21 protein-coding genes and 3 tRNA genes are annotated in these 20,347 nt (G+C 57.0%); 8 read left to right on the top strand and 16 right to left on the bottom strand.

Annotated elements, in window-relative coordinates:
- Nucleotides 1–2: 2 nt before the first annotated feature.
- On the bottom strand, nt 3–1,523 hold the full coding sequence (locus HMPREF9081_RS03675) for a TolC family protein (RefSeq protein ID WP_006305645.1): 1,521 nt from the start codon (nt 1,521–1,523) through the stop codon (nt 3–5).
- Nucleotides 1,524–1,971: 448 nt separating this feature from the next.
- On the opposite strand from HMPREF9081_RS03675, the gene HMPREF9081_RS03670 reads away from it, so the two are divergent.
- Both HMPREF9081_RS03670 and HMPREF9081_RS03665 read left to right on the top strand, forming a co-directional pair.
- Nucleotides 1,972–2,223, top strand: a complete 252-nt coding sequence (locus HMPREF9081_RS03670) for a DUF4160 domain-containing protein (protein WP_006305644.1) — start codon at nt 1,972–1,974, stop codon at nt 2,221–2,223.
- A 33-nt stretch (nt 2,224–2,256) separates the two neighbouring features.
- On the top strand, nt 2,257–2,574 hold the full coding sequence (locus tag HMPREF9081_RS03665) for a DUF2442 domain-containing protein (RefSeq protein WP_154647286.1): 318 nt from the start codon (nt 2,257–2,259) through the stop codon (nt 2,572–2,574).
- Between the two features lie 130 nt (nt 2,575–2,704).
- Here the strand turns inward: HMPREF9081_RS03665 and HMPREF9081_RS03660 are convergent, their stop codons facing one another.
- The 13 genes from HMPREF9081_RS03660 to HMPREF9081_RS03600 form a co-directional block, all read right to left on the bottom strand.
- Nucleotides 2,705–6,472: a PolC-type DNA polymerase III gene (locus HMPREF9081_RS03660; protein ID WP_006305642.1), complete on the bottom strand. Its 3,768-nt coding sequence runs from the start codon at nt 6,470–6,472 to the stop codon at nt 2,705–2,707.
- A complete protein-coding gene (locus HMPREF9081_RS03655) occupies nt 6,469–7,074 on the bottom strand; it encodes a lytic transglycosylase domain-containing protein (RefSeq protein WP_050795003.1) in 606 nt (201 codons plus the stop codon). The genes HMPREF9081_RS03660 and HMPREF9081_RS03655 overlap by 4 nt, the downstream gene beginning before the upstream one ends.
- Nucleotides 7,031–7,636 carry a dephospho-CoA kinase gene (gene coaE / locus HMPREF9081_RS03650; protein WP_006305640.1) on the bottom strand — a complete coding sequence of 202 codons (606 nt, stop codon included), beginning with the start codon at nt 7,634–7,636 and terminating at the stop codon, nt 7,031–7,033. Before coaE ends, HMPREF9081_RS03655 begins: the two co-directional genes overlap by 44 nt.
- A gap of 1 nt (nt 7,637) precedes the next feature.
- Entirely contained in the window at nt 7,638–10,271 is a 2,634-nt protein-coding gene (gene polA, locus HMPREF9081_RS03645; protein ID WP_006305639.1) for a DNA polymerase I, read from the bottom strand.
- Complete coding sequence (locus HMPREF9081_RS03640) at nt 10,268–10,777, bottom strand: cob(I)yrinic acid a,c-diamide adenosyltransferase (protein ID WP_006305638.1); 510 nt, start codon at nt 10,775–10,777, stop codon at nt 10,268–10,270. Before HMPREF9081_RS03640 ends, polA begins: the two co-directional genes overlap by 4 nt.
- A gap of 74 nt (nt 10,778–10,851) precedes the next feature.
- The gene (gene ndk / locus HMPREF9081_RS03635) at nt 10,852–11,265 is read right to left on the bottom strand and encodes a nucleoside-diphosphate kinase (RefSeq protein ID WP_006305637.1); all 414 of its coding nucleotides are present in this window, start codon (nt 11,263–11,265) and stop codon (nt 10,852–10,854) included.
- Entirely contained in the window at nt 11,265–11,795 is a 531-nt protein-coding gene (locus tag HMPREF9081_RS03630) for a gamma carbonic anhydrase family protein (protein ID WP_006305636.1), read from the bottom strand. The genes ndk and HMPREF9081_RS03630 overlap by 1 nt, the downstream gene beginning before the upstream one ends.
- A 46-nt stretch (nt 11,796–11,841) precedes the next feature.
- Nucleotides 11,842–13,071, bottom strand: coding sequence for a tRNA nucleotidyltransferase/poly(A) polymerase-related protein (locus HMPREF9081_RS03625; RefSeq protein WP_174262958.1), 1,230 nt, complete (start codon nt 13,069–13,071; stop codon nt 11,842–11,844).
- 59 nt (nt 13,072–13,130) lie between these two features.
- Nucleotides 13,131–13,207 (bottom strand) — tRNA-Ile (locus HMPREF9081_RS03620).
- A 72-nt stretch (nt 13,208–13,279) separates the two neighbouring features.
- A tRNA-Gly gene (locus HMPREF9081_RS03615) sits at nt 13,280–13,354 on the bottom strand.
- A 4-nt stretch (nt 13,355–13,358) separates the two neighbouring features.
- Nucleotides 13,359–13,433, bottom strand: a tRNA-Gly gene (locus HMPREF9081_RS03610).
- Nucleotides 13,434–13,644: 211 nt separating this feature from the next.
- On the bottom strand, nt 13,645–14,535 hold the full coding sequence (locus HMPREF9081_RS03605; RefSeq protein WP_006305634.1) for a flagellar hook-basal body complex protein: 891 nt from the start codon (nt 14,533–14,535) through the stop codon (nt 13,645–13,647).
- A gap of 18 nt (nt 14,536–14,553) precedes the next feature.
- Nucleotides 14,554–14,928, bottom strand: a complete 375-nt coding sequence (locus HMPREF9081_RS03600; RefSeq protein ID WP_006305633.1) for a TIGR02530 family flagellar biosynthesis protein — start codon at nt 14,926–14,928, stop codon at nt 14,554–14,556.
- Between the two features lie 163 nt (nt 14,929–15,091).
- Here HMPREF9081_RS03600 and HMPREF9081_RS03595 point away from each other — a divergent pair, with 163 nt between their 5' ends.
- The 5 genes from HMPREF9081_RS03595 (at nt 15,092) to HMPREF9081_RS03580 (ending at nt 17,905) form a co-directional block, all read left to right on the top strand.
- Nucleotides 15,092–15,286 carry a ribbon-helix-helix protein, CopG family gene (locus HMPREF9081_RS03595; RefSeq protein ID WP_006305632.1) on the top strand — a complete coding sequence of 65 codons (195 nt, stop codon included), beginning with the start codon at nt 15,092–15,094 and terminating at the stop codon, nt 15,284–15,286.
- A 99-nt stretch (nt 15,287–15,385) separates the two neighbouring features.
- Nucleotides 15,386–16,156, top strand: a complete 771-nt coding sequence (locus tag HMPREF9081_RS03590; protein WP_006305631.1) for an enoyl-CoA hydratase/isomerase family protein — start codon at nt 15,386–15,388, stop codon at nt 16,154–16,156.
- Nucleotides 16,157–16,590: 434 nt separating this feature from the next.
- Nucleotides 16,591–16,779 (top strand): type II toxin-antitoxin system HicA family toxin, encoded by a 189-nt coding sequence (locus HMPREF9081_RS13080; protein ID WP_006305630.1) that lies wholly within the window; start codon nt 16,591–16,593, stop codon nt 16,777–16,779.
- Between the two features lie 12 nt (nt 16,780–16,791).
- Nucleotides 16,792–17,187, top strand: a complete 396-nt coding sequence (locus HMPREF9081_RS03585; RefSeq protein WP_006305629.1) for a type II toxin-antitoxin system HicB family antitoxin — start codon at nt 16,792–16,794, stop codon at nt 17,185–17,187.
- A gap of 178 nt (nt 17,188–17,365) precedes the next feature.
- Nucleotides 17,366–17,905, top strand: coding sequence for a YcxB family protein (locus HMPREF9081_RS03580; protein WP_006305628.1), 540 nt, complete (start codon nt 17,366–17,368; stop codon nt 17,903–17,905).
- A gap of 55 nt (nt 17,906–17,960) precedes the next feature.
- Here the strand turns inward: HMPREF9081_RS03580 and HMPREF9081_RS03575 are convergent, their stop codons facing one another.
- Both HMPREF9081_RS03575 and HMPREF9081_RS03570 read right to left on the bottom strand, forming a co-directional pair.
- Nucleotides 17,961–18,437: a hypothetical protein gene (locus HMPREF9081_RS03575; RefSeq protein ID WP_040394412.1), complete on the bottom strand. Its 477-nt coding sequence runs from the start codon at nt 18,435–18,437 to the stop codon at nt 17,961–17,963.
- Between the two features lie 60 nt (nt 18,438–18,497).
- Nucleotides 18,498–19,190, bottom strand: coding sequence for a methyltransferase domain-containing protein (locus HMPREF9081_RS03570; protein ID WP_040395447.1), 693 nt, complete (start codon nt 19,188–19,190; stop codon nt 18,498–18,500).
- A 136-nt stretch (nt 19,191–19,326) separates the two neighbouring features.
- On the opposite strand from HMPREF9081_RS03570, the gene HMPREF9081_RS03565 reads away from it, so the two are divergent.
- Nucleotides 19,327–20,347: efflux RND transporter periplasmic adaptor subunit (locus HMPREF9081_RS03565; protein WP_006305622.1), on the top strand; the 1,021-nt coding region annotated here is incomplete at its 3' end.

Raw genomic sequence — 20,347 nt, 5'->3', positions numbered from 1 at the left:
TCTTATTTGTTCATCTCGGCTTCGTAGGAAGCGTTTGCCGCCTGCACGCGCGCTGCCGCAGCCATCGCGGCCTCCATCGGTGCGCGCACAGGAACAGAGCGCACCTCTGCCTCCTTCGGCGTCTCAAAGAGAGCATCATCGTGCAGCTGGGCCGCGGCACGTGCATCGGGGGCACGTTTACCCTCCTCCTCGGCTGCGCGATAGCGCACAGCATCGAGATCAACCGGTACACCCATTGCGTTGTCGAGACTCGCCTTGCCTGTGTTGTAGGTATAAAGAGCCGTCGAATAGTTCATACGTGCCGTCGTCAGATTATCCGACGCGCGCATCACTTCGAGATTCGTCCCGACGCCCGCATTGTAGCGAACGCGGGCAATATGATAGTCCTCTTCCGCCTGCTTGACCGCCGTTTCCGTCGTCTTGATATTTTGCTCTGCCGCACGCAGATTCAGATATGCGGTGCGCACATCAAGGCGGATCTTCTCGTCCGCTGCCGCGAGGGCTTCCTCCGCCTTGCGGAGCGTCGCCTTTGCCGCATCGACCTGCGCCGCCGTCACACCGTTATCGAAGATGTTCCACGAGGCACTGACGCCTACTGCCCATGTATCGCTACTCGCGTGGTCACTCCCAAAAGGATGCTCGCCCGCAATCGAGCGCGTCGCCGCCGCATTCACGGTCGGATGATCGCCCGCCTTTGCCGTACGCACGCTCTCCTCCGCCTGCTTTACGGCATAGACCGCCGCCGCACCATCCGCGCGGTAGAGGAGCCCATAGTCCGTACAGTCATCGAGCGAGAGCTCGTAGCCCGTATAGCGCAGCTCATCGTTGATCGTGAGCATCGTATCCGTCGGCACGCCGATCACATTGTTCAGCGTTGCCACTGCGACCTCATAGTTGTTCCGCGCCGTCGTCAGATTCTGCTGTGCGTTCGCAAGCTCCACCTCCGAGGCGAGCACATCCGCACGCGCCACCGTACCAACGCTGAACTGTGCGTTCACATCCGCGAGATGGGTCTGTAGCGTCGCCACTGTATCCTCGCGTACCTTCACCAGATTGCGTGCCTGCAGAATATTGAAATAGTCCATCGTCGCCGTCAGGCGGATCGATTGCTTCGTCTGCTCGAGCGCAAAGTCCGCCGCATTCAGTCCATAGCGCGCCGCCTTCCGCCGTGCATTCAGCGCAGCATTATAGACGGGCATCGAAATCGTGCCCGTATTGCCGTAGTTGTACTTGACGCCGGACCCCTCATATGCCTTGCCGCCAACGCGGTTCGCCGTTGCCGACCACGTCAGCGTCGGTCCCATCGAACGGTTTGCCTGCGCGAGTGAGGCGTGTGCCGCATCCACATCCGTCAATGATTGCTTAATCGTGCGGTTGTTCTCAAGTGCCATCTGCACCGAACGCATCAGATCCACCTGCATCGTCTCTGCCGACACTGTTCCCGCAAAAAGTCCGATTGTAGCAGTAAAAGCCAACGCCCGTACAAGGCGTTTGGCACAACGTCCCCTATTCTTCAAAACCATTTCCTCCTCGAACGCGGAAAATACGCCACGATAGCGCAACTGAGCTTATCCGTGCTTGCCGCGATCAATGCCATGAATTTGTATTGACAGGTCCTCTCATTGTATCAGTTCTCCTCTTTTTTTTCAAATAAATTATTTGTTATAGGAAGCACTGATAAATTCAGTCCCATCATCTTGGCGCATCTTTTTTGCCCGCACTTCGTCGGCAAATCCTCTACAGAGCACTACTCTGCGTCCAGTTTGCTGTGCCTCAATCGGACGAAAAAATCTACGCCAATCTGAGGGGCTTCATTTTATCAGCAATTCTATTGATGACCTTTCATGCTGTTTTGTCAATCATTTTGATGGAAAAGAGTTGAAATATCCCGATTGGGGAAAACAACGTGTCATATAACGATTGTCATACTTAGCACTGTCTGATAAAATACATATAGTGGAGGTGACATAAATGCCGGAAATTACAAGGTTCTATGGAATTATCATTAAGATTTTCTTTCGGAACGAACACAATCCACCTCACATTCACGCGATCTACGGCGAGCACAACGGGCTGTTCTCCATCAAAGATATGCAGATGATCGAGGGGGATCTTCCTGCAACAGCAGTCAAACTGGTTCAGGAGTGGGGCAAGCCATTGTCCGAGGAGCTTCAAAAAATGTGGGACACAAAACAACTGAAAAAACTTCCTCCACTGAAATAGTTTCCAGTCCTATGATAAAAGGAGATGATGCCCATGCTGTCAATTAAAGTCACAAAGGTCATCCCTCTCGCAAACCTGCGTCTTCTTGTTTTCTTCGAAAATGACGTGAGCAAACTATTTGATGTCGCGGATTTCATCGCCGAATGTCCCGAATTCGAGTTGCTGCGTGATCCTGCGATATTCCAAATGGTCAGTGTCGAACCCGGCGGCTATGGCATCTCATGGACGGAGGAACTCGACTGCTCAGAAGGAGAACTCTGGGAAAGAGGCACAGAGATTCCTCTAACGGCTGCCGATTTTGAGGCTCTATCAGAGCATGAGCGAAAAACAAATATGAAAAAAGCATCGTAAGAAGCGTTCTTAGGAAATCACTGATAAAATGGAGGCGCTGAATTTATCAGTGATTCCTTAGATTACAAAACAGGACTGCCGTATGAAATCACAGGGATTTCATACGGCAGTCCTATTGTTATGCTCATTCCTACGCAAAAAGCTCGACCTGATTGCTCTCCATCATACCGTTGAGGCATCCATGCGCGCGCAGGAGTTCGATGGCGGGCGCAGGGACGTGGGCGCGGGTAGCGAGATCCTCGATGGAGATGAAGCGTCCATCCTTCCTCGCCTCGACGATCGCCTGCGCCGCCTTCTGTCCCATGCCGGGGAGCGCGGTAAATGGCGGGAGGAGCGAGTTCTCGTGCAGGATGAATTTCTCCGCGTCGGACGCATAGAGGTCGACGGGCTCGCAGGAGAAGCCGCGCAGGTACATCTCCCAAGCTAACTGTAACACGATAAGGATGTCCTGCTTCTTGTTGTCGAGCTTGCCGCGATGCTCGCGCGCCTCTGCGTTCAGTGCGTCGATCGCTGCCTTGACCGCCGTCTTTCCCTTTGAAATAATATTTGCGTCAAATTCATCGGCACGGATGGAAAAGTATGCGGCATAGTACGCGAGCGGATAGTGCACCTTGCAGAATGCGATGCGATAGCCCATCATGACGTAGGCGGTCGCGTGCGCGCGTGGGAAGAGATATTTGATCTTTTGGCAGGAGTCGATGTACCACTCGGGAATCCCGCCCGCACGCAGCTTTTCAACGACGTCGGCGGCGATGCCCTTGCCCTTGCGCACGTTCTCCATCGTCTTGAACGAGAGGAGCGGCTCGATGCCGTTTAGCATGAGGTAGTTCATGATGTCGTCACGCGCGGAGATCGCATCCTTCAGCGTGCTCGTGCCCGCCTTGATGAGATCCTGCGCGTTGCCGAGCCAGACGTTCGTGCCGTGGGAAAAGCCCGAGATGCGCACGAGGTCGGCGAAGCAGTCGGGGCTTGAGTCGTCGATCATCTTCTGCGTGAACGAGGTGCGAAACTCCGGAATACCGTACGTCCCCATATTCGCGCCAAGTTCCTCGGGGCTGATGCCAAGCGCCTCGGTCGATGTAAAGATGGACATGGTCGCGGGGTCGTCGAACGGAATCGTCTCGGGGTCGCGATGCGTCAGCTCCTCAAGCATCTTGATGACCGTCGGGTCATCGTGTCCGAGAATGTCAAGCTTGACGAGGCGCTCACTGATCGAATGGTAATCGAAGTGCGTTGTCAGCGTATCCGACTCCATATTGTTCGCGGGGCGCTGGATCGGCGTAAAGTAGTGCACATCCATGTCGCGCGGCACGACCATGATGCCGCCCGCATGCTGCCCCGTGGTCGCCTTGACGCCCATGCAGCCGCGCATCATGTGTTCGATGTAGGCGCGCCCCTTCGTCTCGCCCATGTCCTCGTAGTAGTGCATGGCGTAACCATAGGCGTTCTTGTCCTGCAGCCCCGAGATCGTGCCCGCGCGGAAGACGTTCATTTTGCCGAAAAGCACCTCGGTGTATTTATGTGCGGTCGGCTGGTAGTCGCCCGAGAAGTTGAGGTCGATATCGGGAACCTTGTCCCCATCAAAGCCCAGAAAGACGGCGAACGGGATATTGTGCCCATCCTTCGTGAGCGGCGTACCGCAGACGGGGCAGTCCATCGACGGCAGGTCGAAGCCGCTCCCGACGGAGCCGTCCTCGATAAATTTGTTGTACTGACAATGACGGCAGCGATAGTGCGGCGGCAGCGGGTTGACCTCGGTGACGCCGATCATCGTGGCGACGAACGAGGATCCGACGGAACCGCGCGAGCCGACGAGATAGCCATCGTCGTTTGATCGCTTGACAAGGCGCTGCGCGATGATGTAGAGCGCAGAAAAGCCGTGCCGGAGGATCGGCTTCAGCTCAAGTTCGAGGCGATCGGAGACGACCTTCGGCAGGTTCTCACCATAGAGTTTACGCGCGCGCGCGTAGGACATCTCCTGTATCTCACGGTCCGCCCCCGGCACCGTCGGCGCGTAGAGTTCGTCGGGGATGGGGAGGAAGTGCTCGACCTCCTCGGCGATTTTCCGAGGATTTGTAACAACGCATTCGTAGGCGCGTTCCGCGCCGAGATAGTCGAATTCGGCGAGCATTTCGTCCGTCGTGCGCAGGTAGAGCGGCGGCTGGCGGTCGGCATCACGATAGCCGTTCGCCTTTTGCAGCATGGCACGATAAATGGCATCCTCGGGGTTGAGGAAGTGCACGTCACATGTCGCGATCAGCATTTTGTCGAGTTTTCGTGCGAGTGCGTCCACCTTGCGGTTGATATCGCGCAAGTCCTCATCCGTATGGATCGGGTAGCGGTCGTCGATCTTGAGGAAGTCGTTGTTGTGGATGGGCTGAATCTCAAGGAAGTCATAGAACTTCGCCATCTCCTCAAGCTCCTCATCGGTACGTCCTGCGACGATACCTCGGATGAGTTCGCCCGCCTCGCATGCGGAGCCGACGATGATCCCCTCACGGTACTGTTCGAGTATGGCACGCGGGACGCATGGGCGACCGCGCTTTTTCGTGCCGCGGAAGTAGCGGATGTGTGAAAGAGAGACGAGTTTGTAGAGGTGATACAGCCCTGTCTTGTTCTTCGCGAGGAAGATGATGTGGTACGCACGCGTATCGTCAGGTTTGTCGAGGAGGTAGCCCTCCATGCCGTAGATGATCTTGATGTCCGTGCCCTTTTTCTTGAGTGCGCGCGCCGTGTTCATCGCCTCCGGGAATGCCTGCACAACGCCGTGATCGGTGATCGCGACGGCGGGCCACCCCCAGCGCGCCGCCGTTTCGACGAGCACCTTCGGTGGAACGACGGCATCAAGTGCGCTCATCTTCGTATGGGCATGCAACTCGACGCGTTTCACCTCTGCGGTATCCTCGCGCTGCGGCACCGTACGCCGCTCCATGCTGTCGATGAAAAGGACGTAATCGCTGATGAATTTATCGTATTCGATCTTGCCCTGAATGCGGACGGAACAGGTCTTGCCGATCGCCTTGAGGATACGCTCGACCTCGGCGTCGATGTCCTCCTGTGTCGTTTTTCCGCGTACGGCAAAAAATTTCTTGCACGCGATGCCGTTCGTCTTGTCGGCAAATTTAAGCAGCAAAATGTACGCGCCCGACTTGAGCTTGTTCGCCTGCGGAGCGAACACCTCGCCCTCAAGCACGATGCTCTTGATCTCGTCCTCGATCATGCCAAGCTCGCGAGCCTCGCCCGCGACACCGCGCCCAAAGATGACGTTTGCAGGCAGATCCTTTGGCTTTGCCCCCTTCGCCAGACGCGTGGGAGCGGCAGCAGCGGGTTCCTTTTTCACGGGCGCCGTCATAACAGGCGGCGTCCACTCATCTGCGCAAAGCTCCTCAAGTTCGGATGCCATGCAGACAACCCGACAGGCACAGCCGACATTCGTACGGACAGCCGCCTCAATGCGCTTTGCCACAGCACTCTGCGCGAAGAGCTCCGCGCCGAATGTGCCGGGCGCGGAGAGGCGAATCACATTGCCGTCAACTTCATAATCAGCCTGCCGCAATGTATGGAAGAGCACAGCATCCCCGCCCGCTGCCTCACGAACAACGCGCTCCCACAGCGGTGCGACAGCCCCCTTGAGTGCGACGACATTCTGCTGCACATATGCGCCCGCAAGCCCGTAATTCGTCGCAACCTGCTGTGCAATCGCCTCAGTCAGTTCCTCATCGAGGACGGCGGGCGTACCGATGACCAGTTCCCACGTATTTTCCTCTGTCGAGACCTCGACGTGACGCAGTGCGCAGGCGCACAAAAGCGTCCGCTCCTCATCGGAGAGAACGAGTCCGCGCAGCAGGCGGAGGAGCATATCCTCCGCACTTGGAAGAATCCGATAGATCTTGTTCATTCGTCGTAGAGCCTCTTATACTGTTCCCTGTCCTCGAGCACGCGGCGCACGTAGAACCGCGTCTCGGGGTAAGGAATTGCTTCGATTTCGTCAAATGTATCCGTCCAGTGAAAGCGTTCCATCCAGTCGCGCACATTGCCGCGCCCCGCATTGTACGCGGCGAGTGCGAGGATGTCATTGCCGCCGAACTCCTGCTCGAGTTCCGCAAGATACCACACACCGTAACGAATGTTGAGCGCGGGGTCGTAGAGATAGTCCTCGGTAAAGGGTTCACCGAGCCGCTCCGCAATCCACGCCGCCGTCCGCGGCATGAGCTGCATGAGCCCGAGCGCCCCGCCGTCAGACCGGGCATGTGGTTCGAAATTGCTCTCGTGCTTGATGACGGCAGCGACGAGATAGGGATCCGCACGGTGATGCGCTGCACTGGTCTCGATGTAGCTGCGGTAATCGTAGGGGTAGATGTAGCTGCGCTCCACCCATCCCCAGCCGCCGAGCAGTGCAAAAGCGATAACGGCGACGACGAGCAGGCGCAACCCCCACCAAAATCTGCGCCGCACTCTACGCCCTACCAAAGATGCGTTCCTCCCAAAGTTTCCCAACATAGTCCCGAGTTTCTTCCTTTGTCCCGCTGTTATCGATGACGACATCCGCGCGCGCACATTTCTCCGCAAGCGGCATCTGCGCGGCGATGCGTGCGCGCGCCTCGCCCTCGCTCATCGTCTTATCCCGTGCCAAAAGACGCGTAAGCTGCTCCTCTGGCGGCAGTGCAACCACCCAGACCTCATCGGCAAGCGCATCCCATCCTGCCTCAAAGAGCAGCGGCACATCGAGTACCGCTGCTCTTTTTTGTTCCTTCTCCGCCATGCGCAGACGCTCCTCCACCGCTCTGCGGATCAGGGGGTGCGAGATTTGCTCCACCTCCGCGCGCATGGTGGGATCGGTAAAGATGAGCCGCGCGATCGCAGCGCGGTCAAGCGTCCCGCCCGGCGTCACAATCGCCATGCCGAAGCGCTGCACATAAGCATTAAAAAGCGCCTGATTGGGCTGGGAAAGCTCGTGCGCAAGGGCGTCCGCGTCAATGATGCACGCACCGAGTGCGCGCAGAGCCTTGCTGACAGTGGACTTGCCGCAAGCGATGCCGCCCGTGAGCCCGATGATCTTCAACCTACTTCGCCTCCGCCCAGTTCTTCCCCGTGTGCACATCCACGGCAAGCGGCACAGCAAGCTCCGCTGCCCCGCTCATCGCTGTGCACAGGATGTCACTGACCTGTGCAATTTCATCCGCTACCACCTCAAGCACAAGCTCATCGTGCACCTGCAGAAGGATGCGGCTCCTGACATCCGCTGCACGCAGTGCCTCATCTGCACGGATCATTGCAATCTTGATGAGATCGGCAGCCGTCCCCTGAATCGGTGTATTCATTGCCATGCGCTCGGCAAAGGAACGTTGCATAAAGTTTCTGCTGTGGATCGCGGGCAAATCCCGCCGCCGCCCGTAGAGCGTCGTCACAGATCCGTTGGTATGCGCGTCCGCAATCGTCTTGTCGAGGAATTCACGCACGCCGTGATAGCGTTCAAAGTAGCGCTCGATGTAGCCCGCCGCCTCCTTGCGCGAAATACCGAGATCGCGTGCAAGACCGAAGTCGCTCAGACCGTAGACGATGCCGAAATTGACCGCCTTTGCACGCCGCCGCTGCTCGCTCGTCACAGAATCGATAGGTACGCCGAACACCTCCGATGCCGTGCGCGCATGAATGTCCTGCCCGCTGCGGAATGCGTCGATGAGAGTTGCGTCCCCCGACATATGCGCGAGGATGCGCAGCTCGATCTGCGAGTAATCTGCTGAGAGGAGCACGTCGTAGCCCTCGCCCGGCTCAAAGAGAGCGCGCACGGAACGCCCCTCCTCCGTCCGCACGGGAATGTTCTGCAGATTCGGATCGGAGCTTGAGAGCCGCCCCGTCGCCGTCACCGTCTGATTGAAGCTCGTGTGCACGCGCCCTGTCGCGGGGCGAATCAGCGCGCCAATACCCTCGAGATAGGTTGAGCGCAGCTTCGTCCACATACGGTAGGTGAGCACCTTGCTGACGATGGGGTGGCGGTCCTTCAGCTCCTCAAGCGTCTCGGCATTCGTCGAGTAGCCCGTCTTGGTCTTTTTGATCTTGCTCCCCGCCGCGAGGTCGAGGCGCTCAAAGAGGATTTCACCGAGCTGTTTCGGCGAGCTGATGTTGAAGTCCGCACCCGCCAGCGCATGAATCTCCTCCGCCAACGCATCGATACGCGCGTTCGCCGCCGTGCGTTCACGTTCGAGTGCCGTGCGGTTCACATAGATGCCCGTCCGCTCCATCTCCGCAAGCACGGGCACGAGAGGCAGTTCGACTTTCCGATACAGGTTGGAAAGGCCCGCTGTCGCGAGTGCCTCCTGCATGGGATGCGAAAGTTGTGCGGCAAGCAGCACCTCACGCACAGCACACTGCTCATCCGTCAGCCCCTCAGGTGCCTCCGGCAGGCTTCCCAGCCGTGCAAATGCTGCGCGCTCGATATCGCGCTTGCTCTCCTCGGGACGCAGGAGATAGTCCGCCAGTTCGAGATCAAAGATGTTTGCACCGATCGTCAACCCCGCCTGCGCATAGCGCTTCGCATTCCAGAGCACGACGGGGCGCTTCGCGAGAATCGCGCGCACCGCCTCGAACTGCGCGGAATCCGCGCGCACGATGCGCTGCTCCTCTCCATAGGAAAGAGCAAGCAAATCCATCTGCAAGAAGGGCGGCGTCCCGCTGAACACCGTACTGACAGCGATTTCCTCTGCATCGCGCAGCTGCTCAAGATCGGCGGCAGTAAGCTCCGCTGCTTCAAAATTCGACTGCGCAGCGGCGTCTTCGGAATCAAAAAGCGACTGCTCTACCGATGCCGCAGATGCGCTCGTCGCCTCCAGATACTCCGAGAACATCCGCCCGACCGTTCGCAGTTCATACTCCTTGCAGAACACTTCGAGCGCTGTACGATCGGGCTGCATGCGAAACCCCTCCGCCTCATAGCGGAGTTCCGGCACATTGCATTCAATCGTTGCAAGCTGCTTCGATAGGAGCGCCTGATCGCGGTACTCCACGAGCGAGGCACTGAGTTTCTTCCCACTGACCTCGGCGGCATGATCGAGCACGTTCTCTATCGTACCGTATTCGAGCAGCAGCTTTGTCGCAGTCTTGGGGCCTACGCCGGGCACGCCCGGGATATTGTCCGAGCTGTCCCCCATCAGCCCCTTCATGTCGATGAGTCGAATCGGTGCGAAGCCGTACTCCTCCTCAAACACTGCCGTGTCATAGGCACGCGTCTCACTGATGCCCTTTTTCGTCAGCAAGACGGTGAGGCCCTCACGGATCAGCTGCAGGGCATCGCGATCCCCCGTCACCACAACGGTCTCCACACCGCCCTCCGCCGCCTGCGTACCGAGGGTGCCGATGATGTCGTCCGCCTCGTAGTCATCCAGCTCGAGGAAGGGGATGCCGAGGCTCTTTGCGAGTTCCTTCAAGAGAGGAATCTGAGAGATCAGCTCCTCGGGCGTCTTGTCGCGTGTGCCTTTGTACTCCGGGTACAGCGCCGTGCGGAACGTCGTGCGGCTCTTGTCAAACGCGATGACGATCTGCGTCGGTGCAATTTCCTTGAGCAGCTTGATGAGCATCATCGCAAAGCCGTGCACTGCGTTCGTGTGGACGCCGCGCGCATTCGGCGGGAGCTGCAGCGCGTAGAACGCGCGAAAGAAGAGGCTGCTCCCGTCGAGGACGGCAAATTTCTCCCGGCTCACAGGGTCGGCTTGTCCGCATCCTCAAGGCGCATGAGGACGAAGCAGTAGTCAGAGATACGGTTGAGGTACTGCAGATCTACCTCTGCCACGCTGCCGCGGCGCGCAAGTGTCCACGCGCGGCGCTCCGCCTCACGTGCCACCGTACGTGCCAGATCGAGCATCGCGCTCGACTTCTTGTCGCCGGGGATGATAAACTCCTTGAGTGGGGGCAGGCTCTCCTCGATGCTCGCGATCTCCGCCTCGAGCCCTGCGACCATCTCCGCCGTGATGCGGGGCGGCTTGTTGCGGCTCGCAAAGTCTGCCATAAGCATGCCGAGCTGCTTCTGCACGGCGAGGATATCGTCCTTTACGCGCTTGTTCTCTGAAAACGCGCGCGCCATCCCAAGCGCCGAACCAAGGCTGTCCACCTTGCCGTACACCTCAACGCGCGCATCGTCCTTCGCAATACGCTCGCCTGTGAAAAGGCTCGTCTGTCCCTGGTCGCCGGTCTTTGTTGTAACACTCATCGTATGTTCCTCCTCCGGTCTGGATAAATGAACCCAGCCATGCAAAAGACACGACCGGGCACTTGACATAAAAATTAGAAAATCTCGGTTTCACTGAAGAAGATGTGCACCTCGCGCGCCGCACTCTCGGGGCTGTCAGACGCATGCACCGCATTCTCGCTCCCATTCTTTGCAAAGCGTTTGCGGATCGTCCCCTCCGCCGCATTCGCCGGATTCGTTGCACCGTGGAGCTCGCGTACGCGCGCGATTGCATTCTCGCCCGCAAGCACCATGGCGACAAGGGGGGCAGATGTCATAAATGCGGCAAGTTCGCCATAAAACGGCTTTTCAAGATGCTCTGCATAGTGGATGCGTGCGATACGATCCGTCATCTGCATCATCTTCATCGCGCGAATCTGGAGTCCAGCCTCCTCATATGCCTTTGTAATGTCTCCGATGTGGTGCGCCCCGACGGCGTCCGGCTTGATGAGAACAAGCGTCTGTTCCATTACTTCATCTCCTCAATGATCTCTTTATACTCCGCCCCGAGTCCGGCATAGTTCTCTGCTGCCGCCCGAAGCGCCTCGATCTCGTCGTCGCGCAGTGCGCGTACGATCTGAGCGGGGTTGCCGAACACAAGAGAGTTCGAGGGGATCTTCTTGTGCTGCGGAAGGAAGGTACCCGCTCCGATGACGACGTTCTCACCAATCTCGGAGTAGCCCATGACGATCGAGCCCATGCCGATGAGCGTCCCCGCCCCAATGCGGCTGCAATGCACGACGGCATTATGTCCGATGAGCACATTGTCCCCGATGTGAACAGGCACATCACGCATGACGTGAATCGTCGCATTTTCTTGGATATTCGTATTCTGCCCGATTGTAATCGGCTGAAAATCGCCGCGCACAACGGCACCAAACCAAATGCTCGAACCTGCTCCGACCGTCACATCGCCGATGACCGCCGCCGTAGGAGCAATGAATGCCGTCGGATCAATTGCAGGGGTTTTCCCCCGATAAGGCAGGATAATACTGTCCATCGAATACGCCTCCTTTTCTCCACTCGAACGTATTATACCACGCCGATTACTGCTCCAACAAGAAATTTTTCAGTATTCGTACGCGCTCCTCACGCAGCCATCTGCCAATCTCCTCGCCCGAGAGGTGTGTCGGCGCAGCACGTCCCGTGACCGTGCGCATCGCCGCAAGATACTCTGCACCGTGCGTGAGGTAGTCGGGCAGCGAGCCGTGGTCGGCACGGATGATGATGTCGAACGCCTCCATCGACAGCCCCGAACTCTCAACGCCGAGCAGGAGATCAGCGATCTTGCCGGGGCGTGTGAGGCGCGGCGCACGCATATGCTCACGTATGACGAACGATGCCGCCTTCAGCCAGTCGTGCGGGAGCGTCATGCGCCGGTTCCACGCGGCGAGCGCATCCAGTCCTGTGCGCTCATGCCCATAGTGATGCGGCAGCATTTCCTTCGGTGTCAGGCCCTTGCCGAGATCGTGCACGAGCGCGGCAAAACGCGTCTTGATCTCCTCCGTCTCGCGCGCGACCGCATCGACCATCGCGAGCGTATGTGCAAGCGCATCGCCCTCGGGGTGGAACTCCGTCGGCTGCGTCTGCCCCTCGAGTGCTGCAATCTCGGGAAAGGTCACGGAGAGGAGATCCGCCGCACGCAGCACGCGAAAGAAAATGGAGGGACGCGGCGCGGCAAGAGCGCGACGCAGTTCGCCCATCAGACGCTCGGTTGGTTCGCGCTGCAGCTCATCCGCGCACGCGCGCATATAGGCAAGCGTCCGCTCCTCCACTGTGAAGCCAAACGCCGCTGCCTGCCGTGCCGCACGCAGCGCACGCACGGGATCCTCCATGAAGTGCTCCGACACGGCTCGAATCACACCTGCCGCGAGATCAGCACGCCCACCATAGGGATCGAACAGCCGTCCATCGGGCAGCTCCATCGCCATTGCATTCATCGTGGTATCGCGTCGATAGAGATCCTCCTCGATCGTCACGGACGGATCGAACGCAACATCGAAGCCGCGATAGCCCTCGCCCGTCTTACGCTCCCTGCGCGCAAACGCGATCTCACGCCGCTCCCCGTCCACACGCACATGATAGACGGGGAATGCCTTTCCTATTTTCTCCGCGCGCGGAAAAAGTGCGTAGAGTTGCTCCTCCGTCATTCCGGTGAGCACATAGTCGACATCCTTTGCAGATACACCGCGCAGAGAATCGCGTACACATCCGCCGACGCGAAAGACGCGCGCGCCGGCATTCTGAATCATGCGTATAAAGTCTGCCTCCGTCATCATCCCACCTCCCCACGGGAAATAAAAAAGCATCACCTGCGTGATGCTCTCATTTCGATTGGTGGGCCCACTTGGACTTGAACCAAGGACCGACCGGTTATGAGCCGGTTGCTCTAACCAACTGAGCTATAGGCCCCAAACAAAACGGAGAGCGCCAAAGGCTCTCAGTTTCAAAAAAACCTGCGCAGTGCGCAGGTATGGAAAGCGATGGAGCGGAAAACGAGGCTCGAACTCGCGACCCCCACCTTGGCAAGGTGGTGCTCTACCACTGAGCTACTTCCGCAAAATGGAGCGGAAAACGAGGCTCGAACTCGCGACCCCCACCTTGGCAAGGTGGTGCTCTACCACTGAGCTACTTCCGCATCCGTCACTGACATCTCTGTCAATCAACAAGGGATATTTTAGCAAGAGAAAGAACTTCTGTCAAGGAGTATTTTGCCGGGACTCTTTGTTGGAGCAAAACGCCTTCATTTATTCCTTAGCTTCCCCCGTCCGAAACGGGGGAAGTGACGCGCGCAGCCAACCGAAAGGGGCGCTCAAAGAGCAGCCCCCCCCTTCAAGGAATGTTTTCATTTACCGCTTCATTGCCACCCATGTACTGGCCCGTTTCGTAACGGTATTCCCATCCTCATCCGTATAGGTCACCGTCGTAACAATTGCTTTTTCCAAGAACACTAGACTTTCATGTTTAATGCCGAGAGTGTCATAATAACCAAACGATGTCACCTTCGGCAGAGAACGTCCAATCGTATACGTGCTGGATGTAACCGTCTGCTTCGTCCCATCACTCAGCGACAGTGTAACCGGCTGTGCCTTGCTTGCCGTGATATACATACCGCTGTTTGTACTCGTTCGTACACGCGTCGTCGGAGGCGTTGTACTGTTGTCGATGAATGTATATCCCGTAATCATCGGTGTATTCGCATCCAGATTTTCCGAATACGTTGCTTTCTCGGTAGCCTTTGGAGCCATCATCTTACCGGCTTCTATGACAATATTCTCCACAGCCCCATCCGTAGATACTTTGCTATGCTCGGTCGTCTTATTCATCCAGCCCTGCACATGAAGCCCGGAACTCGGCAAGACATAGTTCCCCTTCGCATCAAACTCAAAAGCACCATTACGCGTATAATAGGTCTGGTCGCCCCGTTTTACCATAAACATCGCATTGCCTGTCAATGCCAGGTCGGTATTCTTTCCCGTCCCCTGCACAGAGCCATCGCTGAAGACCGTATCAATACCACCTACCGTCACACCGAGTCCGACCTGCTTGGGGTTTGTGCCGCCAATTGTCGTCCCCGGACTTGACGCGCCCGAGAGTGTCTGCGACAGCATATCCTCGAACGTCACACGTCCCGCCTTGAATCCTGTCGTATTGACGTTAGCAATGTTGTTGCCAATGACATCCATACGTGTGGTGTGGCTCTTGAGTCCCGAAACTCCTGAAAAAAGAGAACGCATCATAATAAATCTCTCCCTTTATTATAAAATTGCAGCACTGTCAATATTCGTAAAGATATTTTCCTTTGCACTTGCCTCGTCGAGTGCAGTGATGACGGTGCGGTTCTTGACGCTGACGACCATTGCAAGACCGCGGCTTAGGTAGACAAGAGCCTCGCGCACGCCCTTCTCTGCCATGCGGTCGACTGCGGCATCGAGACGCGTGAGATCGTCTGCCGTGAGATCAACCCCGCGCTGTTCGATGCGCGTTTTTGCGTGCGCGGAGAATTTTGTACGACTCCCTGCCTCATCCAGCAGCGTTTGGAAAACATTTGCGGGTAGAGACGTTCCCTGTCCCCTGCCGATGCGTGCGCTTCCTTGCTCGGCGCCTCCTTGTACAGCAGGATGTATTTCCATTTTTCACCTTCACTTTTATAACATATTTTATAATATATTTTTACACACAATATATTGTACATTTTATATGACAACTTAAACGTTAAATATAAACTTATATAACATGATAGATAATATATAAGGTTTTTCTGTTCATACATACACTATAAAAGAGGTGATATATATGAATACAAAACTAATGATTACAAAGAGAAAACGCGGAGAGGACGGGCATAAAATCCTATCCATCCGCGTTCGGGAAGATATTATCAACAGGCTCGATGCACTCGCCGACGAAACCGGACGCTCGCGCAACGAGCTTATCGGTCTCCTCCTTGACTTCGCCATCAATAACAGCGAGGTGGTTGCTGAAAAATAATTTTCGCTTGCATCACAACAGTAAATCGTCTACTATAATTTAAGACGTAATCTTTAGAAAACTTCTTTATGTAATTGGATTTTCCGGAGGAGGTTTCCCATGTACGAGCACATTAAATTATCCGTTCAAGACGGCATCGCGACGATTACGATTGACCGTCCGTCATCGAACAATGCGCTCAATGCGCAAATGTTCCGCGATCTGATTGGCACGGTCGAGCACTGCGACGCCGATGACGCCGTGAAGGTTCTCATCATCACGGGTGCAGACAAAAACTTCTCTGCCGGCGGCGATATCAAGGAGATGGCGACGTTCGAATTCATCAGCTACGAGCTCTCGATGCTGACGGGGCAGGCATCCCTCTCCCTGCGCAAATGTTCAAAGCCTGTCATCGCGATGGTGAACGGCGCGGCGGCAGGCGGGGGATGCGGTATTGCGCTCGGCGCAGACTTCCGCATCATGACGGAGGAAAGCTATCTGCTCACCGCATTCTCAAGCGTCGCGCTCCCCGGTGACACGGGCTGTATCTACCACCTATATCAGATTGTCGGACTCGCCAAGACAGTCGAGCTCATGGCGCTGAGTCCGCGCATCTACGGCAAGGAAGCACTTCAGCTGGGACTTACCACGAGGCTTGCACCTGACGGGAAACTCGAGGAGGAAACCCTTGCATTTGCCGAGAAACTCCTGCACCGCCCGCTCGGCGCGATCGCCATGCAGAAGCAGCTCTATTATGAAGTCTTTTACCGCGACTATATGGCATACAACCGCCTTGAGGCAGAAAACCTCGCGAAGGCAGGCGCCTCTGCCGATCACCGCGAGGCAGTGACGGCATTCCTCGAGGGACGAAAGCCAAAATTTAATCAATGATGCGCACTTGAAGGAATCACTGATAAAATGAAGTCCGCCAGATTAGCGTAGATTTTTTCGTCCGAACAAGGAGGCAAACCGGACGCAGAGTAGTGCTCTGTGGAGGATTTGCCGACGAAGTGCGGGCAAAAAAGATGCGCTAAGATGGTGGTGCTGAATTTATCAGTGCTTCCGAAAGATGGCAGTGCTGAATTTATCAGTGCTTCCCTAGCTGACATTTATTCGCCAAATAGAAGTCCCCCTCGAAAGTGATGATCCGAGGAGGACTTCGTCTGTTGCATCCTTAGTTGACAATAAGAAACGGCAACCGCAGGTGCTTTCTGCGATTGCCGCTTTTTATTGCCATGACATATTTAGGGAATCGCTGATAAAATAGACCTTCAACATCTTGTAAAAATATATACGAATATATATAATAACTGTGGGGTGAGCATATGACAACAGCGGAACTGCTTCGTCTTTTGAAAAAGAATGGCTGCACCTTGGTGCGAAATGGAGGAAATCATGATATATATTTCAGCCCCATTACGAGCAATCAATTCCCTGTTGGTCGCCATGCCAAAGATGAAATTCCAAACGGTACACTGCAAAACATCCTCAAACGTGCCGGACTAAAGAAATAGGAGGCGTTCCTCATGAAATATGTATATCCTGCTCTTTTCACAACAGAAGACGATAGTATCATCGTCACGTTCCCCGATCTGGATGACACCTTTACAGATGGTGCAACGATGCAGGAGGCATTCGAGAATGCCGAGGATGTATTGAATTTGATACTCTGGAACCGCGAGGAGGAAAAAGAGGAGATCCCCCCGCCATCACTGCCGGAGGAAATCGCTGTACCGCAGGGTGCGACCATTGGGATGATAAAAGCCGACACACTTGCCTATCGCAAGATTCACGACACAAAGACCATTCGACGCAGCATCACGATCCCGAGATGGCTCGACACACTCGCACGCGAGCACAATATCAACTTCTCACAGTTGATGCAAAATGCGATTCGCAGGGAGTGCGGCATTGGCGTGTAACACCCCTTCTTTGTGCCCCTACCACCGCTTGCGCGGTCCCCCTTCCCCGTCAAACGGGGAAGGCTAGAATTATGGCATCTTAGCTTCCCCCGCCAGAGCGGGGGAAGTGGCGAGCGTAGCGAGCCGATAGGGGCGTTCGTGCAACAGCCCCTTTTATCGTTTCTTATGCGAGGGCAGCATGACCTATACCTTTGATTTTACCGAGCGGGATGCGCTTCACTTCACACTCTTTCGCATCCTGCATACACCGGTGTTCAAATGGACGGATCGCATTGCGCTCATTCTCCTGCTGACGGCTCCGCTGCTCCCCATCCTGCTCTTTCTCCAAGACATCCTCGAGGATGCCCCGTGTGAGCCCACTGCCGTGCTTATACAGACCATTTTAACCGCCGTCCTGTGCATCATGCTTTACCGCATCTATCGGTATCTCTCCGAACGTATTATTGTCCAAAAGGTGCAGCACAGCATGGAGGAGATGCGGGCGGCGCACGCGTTCGGTATGCGCACCATCGCCTTTGAGGAACTGCGCATCGTCGAACGACGCGGACATACAGAGCACACAATGTCCTATCGGAGCATCACGGACATCTGCCTGACCGATCAAGCCGTCTGCCTCTTCACCGCACCGATGGCGGCAATCGTTCTGCCCCTGCGCATCTTCCCGTCGGAGAATGAAAAGGGACGGCTGCTTGCGCTCATTCGGGCGAAGATGCCATAGTAGAAGACAAAGGGCGTACACGACAAATGCCGTGCACGCCCTTTTCCATGTGTTCTCAGCGAACGAAGAAGCCCGCGAGCTTCATATTCTCATCGTAGCTGAGGCGGTAGATGACAGCGGTCGCCTTGTAACCCACGGCGAGCTCGCAGATGACATACCACTTGTCCCCCTCCTTGCCCGCCGTCATAAGCGGCTTGCCGACGCCCGCACGCGCGCCCCACTTCGGTGCGAACTGTGCCTTGGCACCCGTGATCTGCTCTGCCGTCAGATGCGGACGAAGTTCCCGCGTCGCCTCAAGCTGGAGCCCCGTCACATCATCCTTCTCAAAGCGATCGATGGTCGCCATCATATGCTGCTCAACAACCGCCGTATCAAACGGCGTCTGTACCTGTGCGGGCTGCTCTGCTGCAGAAGCTGCAGCGGCAGCAGGAGCCTCCGCTGCCGCCGCTGCATACACCGCAGGCGCAGCAAGAACCGCGCCGCCCGTGATAAGTGCAGCGCCAAGAATACGGGAAAGCATTCGGAACTTCATAAATATCCTCCTATAAAAAACAATCGATTTGGAAAGCGTACGCAGCCGCCCCATCTCCCCCTACTTGATACACGAGAAACACGCAAGCGACTCCACACACTCGACCTCTACCTCACGATAGAGCTTTTTCAGCCGTTCGATGAGCCCCTCCTTCGTATCATACGGCGGTGTGAAGAACCCCATGCGTGTATAGAGATGCTTCACGACGAACTCCGTACGCGGATTGCCGCCGAGGACGAAGACCGATCCCGTCAGCCGTCCGCCGGGACGCAGGACGCGGTGCAGCTCGCTCCACGCCGCCTCCTTGTCGGGGAAGGCGTGAAAGCCGTTGATCGAGACCGCCGCATCGAAAAAATTGTCCTCGAACGTCAGCTGTCCGATATCCCCCTCCACAAACGCAACGTTGTGCACGCCGATCGCATCCGCACGTGCACGCGCCGCCGCAAGCATCGCGGGCGAGTAGTCGAGACAGGTGATATCTGCATTCGGCAGCTCCGCATAGACGGGCAGCGAGAGACAGCCCGTCCCCACCGGCACCTCGAGCAGTTTTCCCTCGAACCCCTCGTGTGCCGCACGCAGGGCAAGCCCGACATAGCGGCTCACACCATTTCTGTCCAACCCCCACACGAGCCGCGAGACGAATTTGCCCGACCACGTCGAGTACGTCATCATCCCATCATACAGATTCGCAAGCCGCCCCACGGAGTGATACGCGCCTCGGATTTTCTCATACCGCCGCAGTTCCTCGTCCATCGTGACATCCTTTCTCATCAATATCAAGATGTATTCTATCATAAAACGAGCGCGTGTTCAAATCCCCTCCTTATGGACACGGTCCCGATTCGGTGGTAAACTTTAAGAAGTTACTGAAAACAAAGGAGAGATCACCATGCACGCGCGTTCCTACCTCACACTCATCCTCACAGCAGCGCTCGCAGTACTCACGGGCTGCGGCAGTGACGCAGCGAAGGAAACGCCGCCGCCGCTTGTGCGGACGATGACGGTCGGCGATGCCGCCGCGTCGGAAGCAGGCTACACGGGTACGGTACAGGGTCGCTATGAGACGCGCCTCGCCTTTCAGGTCGGCGGGCAGATTCTCGCGCGCAACGTAAACGCCGGCGCGCATGTCCGTGCAGGCGATGTGCTCATGGTGATCGACGCACGCGATGTGCAGCAGCAGGCAAATGCAACAAATGCGGGCGTCGCCGCCGCGCTCTCGCGCTACGAGCTCGCGCGTACGGAGCGCGCACGCTACGAGCAGCTTTACGCCGCGCAGGCAATCTCCGAGGCGATGCTCGACCAGTACCGCACGAATGAGCGCGCCGCCGAGGCAGCCTATCGCCAAGCCGTCGCGCAGGACAGCGCCAGCCGCAACGCACTCGGCTACACGAACCTTGTCGCGGGCGCGGACGGCGTCATCTCGAACATCACGGCAGAGGAGGGACAGGTCGTCGCGGCAGGGCAGACCGTCATGACCCTCACGCAGGAGGGTGAGCGTGAGATCGCGATCGCCGTGCCCGAGAGCCGCCTCGCGGAGATCTCCGTCGGAATGCCTGCCGCCGTCGCCCTCTGGGCAACGGGCGCCGCACTCACGGGCTATGTCCGCGAGATCGCGCCCGCCCCCGACGCCGCGAGCCGCACCTACAGTGCGCGTATCGCACTCACGGATGCACCCGCCGATCTCCCACTCGGGATGACGGCACGCGTCCGCCTCGGTGAGCATGCGGAGAGTGGCGCAGTGCTCCCCCTGTCCGCGCTGTACCAGACGGGCGATACGGCGCAGGTCTACGTGGTCGAGGACGACGCGGTGCATCTCGTCCCCGTCACCGTCACGGCGTTCCGCACCAATGATGCCCTCGTCACAGGGCTGCCGCAGGGCGCGCGCATCGTGACGGCGGGCGTCCATCAAC

This window comes from Centipeda periodontii DSM 2778 (genome assembly GCF_000213975.1).
In the GTDB taxonomy this organism is placed as follows: domain Bacteria; phylum Bacillota; class Negativicutes; order Selenomonadales; family Selenomonadaceae; genus Centipeda; species Centipeda periodontii.
The sequence above is the reverse complement of the archived record's forward strand: the minus strand, read 5'-3'. Positions and strand labels throughout refer to the sequence as shown.

Excerpts from the sequence above, each read along its gene's own strand:
- HMPREF9081_RS03675 (WP_006305645.1), bottom strand. The coding sequence starts at position 1,523 with ATGGTTTTGAAGAATAGGGGACGTTGTGCCAAACGCCTTGTACGGGCG.
- HMPREF9081_RS03670 (WP_006305644.1), top strand. The coding sequence starts at position 1,972 with ATGCCGGAAATTACAAGGTTCTATGGAATTATCATTAAGATTTTCTTT.
- HMPREF9081_RS03665 (WP_154647286.1), top strand. The coding sequence starts at position 2,257 with ATGCTGTCAATTAAAGTCACAAAGGTCATCCCTCTCGCAAACCTGCGT.
- HMPREF9081_RS03660 (WP_006305642.1), bottom strand. The coding sequence starts at position 6,472 with ATGAACAAGATCTATCGGATTCTTCCAAGTGCGGAGGATATGCTCCTC.
- HMPREF9081_RS03655 (WP_050795003.1), bottom strand. The coding sequence starts at position 7,074 with ATGTTGGGAAACTTTGGGAGGAACGCATCTTTGGTAGGGCGTAGAGTG.
- HMPREF9081_RS03640 (WP_006305638.1), bottom strand. The coding sequence starts at position 10,777 with ATGAGTGTTACAACAAAGACCGGCGACCAGGGACAGACGAGCCTTTTC.
- ndk (WP_006305637.1), bottom strand. The coding sequence starts at position 11,265 with ATGGAACAGACGCTTGTTCTCATCAAGCCGGACGCCGTCGGGGCGCAC.
- HMPREF9081_RS03630 (WP_006305636.1), bottom strand. The coding sequence starts at position 11,795 with ATGGACAGTATTATCCTGCCTTATCGGGGGAAAACCCCTGCAATTGAT.
- HMPREF9081_RS03625 (WP_174262958.1), bottom strand. The coding sequence starts at position 13,071 with ATGACGGAGGCAGACTTTATACGCATGATTCAGAATGCCGGCGCGCGC.
- HMPREF9081_RS03605 (WP_006305634.1), bottom strand. The coding sequence starts at position 14,535 with ATGATGCGTTCTCTTTTTTCAGGAGTTTCGGGACTCAAGAGCCACACC.
- HMPREF9081_RS03600 (WP_006305633.1), bottom strand. The coding sequence starts at position 14,928 with ATGGAAATACATCCTGCTGTACAAGGAGGCGCCGAGCAAGGAAGCGCA.
- HMPREF9081_RS03595 (WP_006305632.1), top strand. The coding sequence starts at position 15,092 with ATGAATACAAAACTAATGATTACAAAGAGAAAACGCGGAGAGGACGGG.
- HMPREF9081_RS03590 (WP_006305631.1), top strand. The coding sequence starts at position 15,386 with ATGTACGAGCACATTAAATTATCCGTTCAAGACGGCATCGCGACGATT.
- HMPREF9081_RS13080 (WP_006305630.1), top strand. The coding sequence starts at position 16,591 with ATGACAACAGCGGAACTGCTTCGTCTTTTGAAAAAGAATGGCTGCACC.
- HMPREF9081_RS03585 (WP_006305629.1), top strand. The coding sequence starts at position 16,792 with ATGAAATATGTATATCCTGCTCTTTTCACAACAGAAGACGATAGTATC.
- HMPREF9081_RS03580 (WP_006305628.1), top strand. The coding sequence starts at position 17,366 with ATGACCTATACCTTTGATTTTACCGAGCGGGATGCGCTTCACTTCACA.
- HMPREF9081_RS03575 (WP_040394412.1), bottom strand. The coding sequence starts at position 18,437 with ATGAAGTTCCGAATGCTTTCCCGTATTCTTGGCGCTGCACTTATCACG.
- HMPREF9081_RS03570 (WP_040395447.1), bottom strand. The coding sequence starts at position 19,190 with ATGGACGAGGAACTGCGGCGGTATGAGAAAATCCGAGGCGCGTATCAC.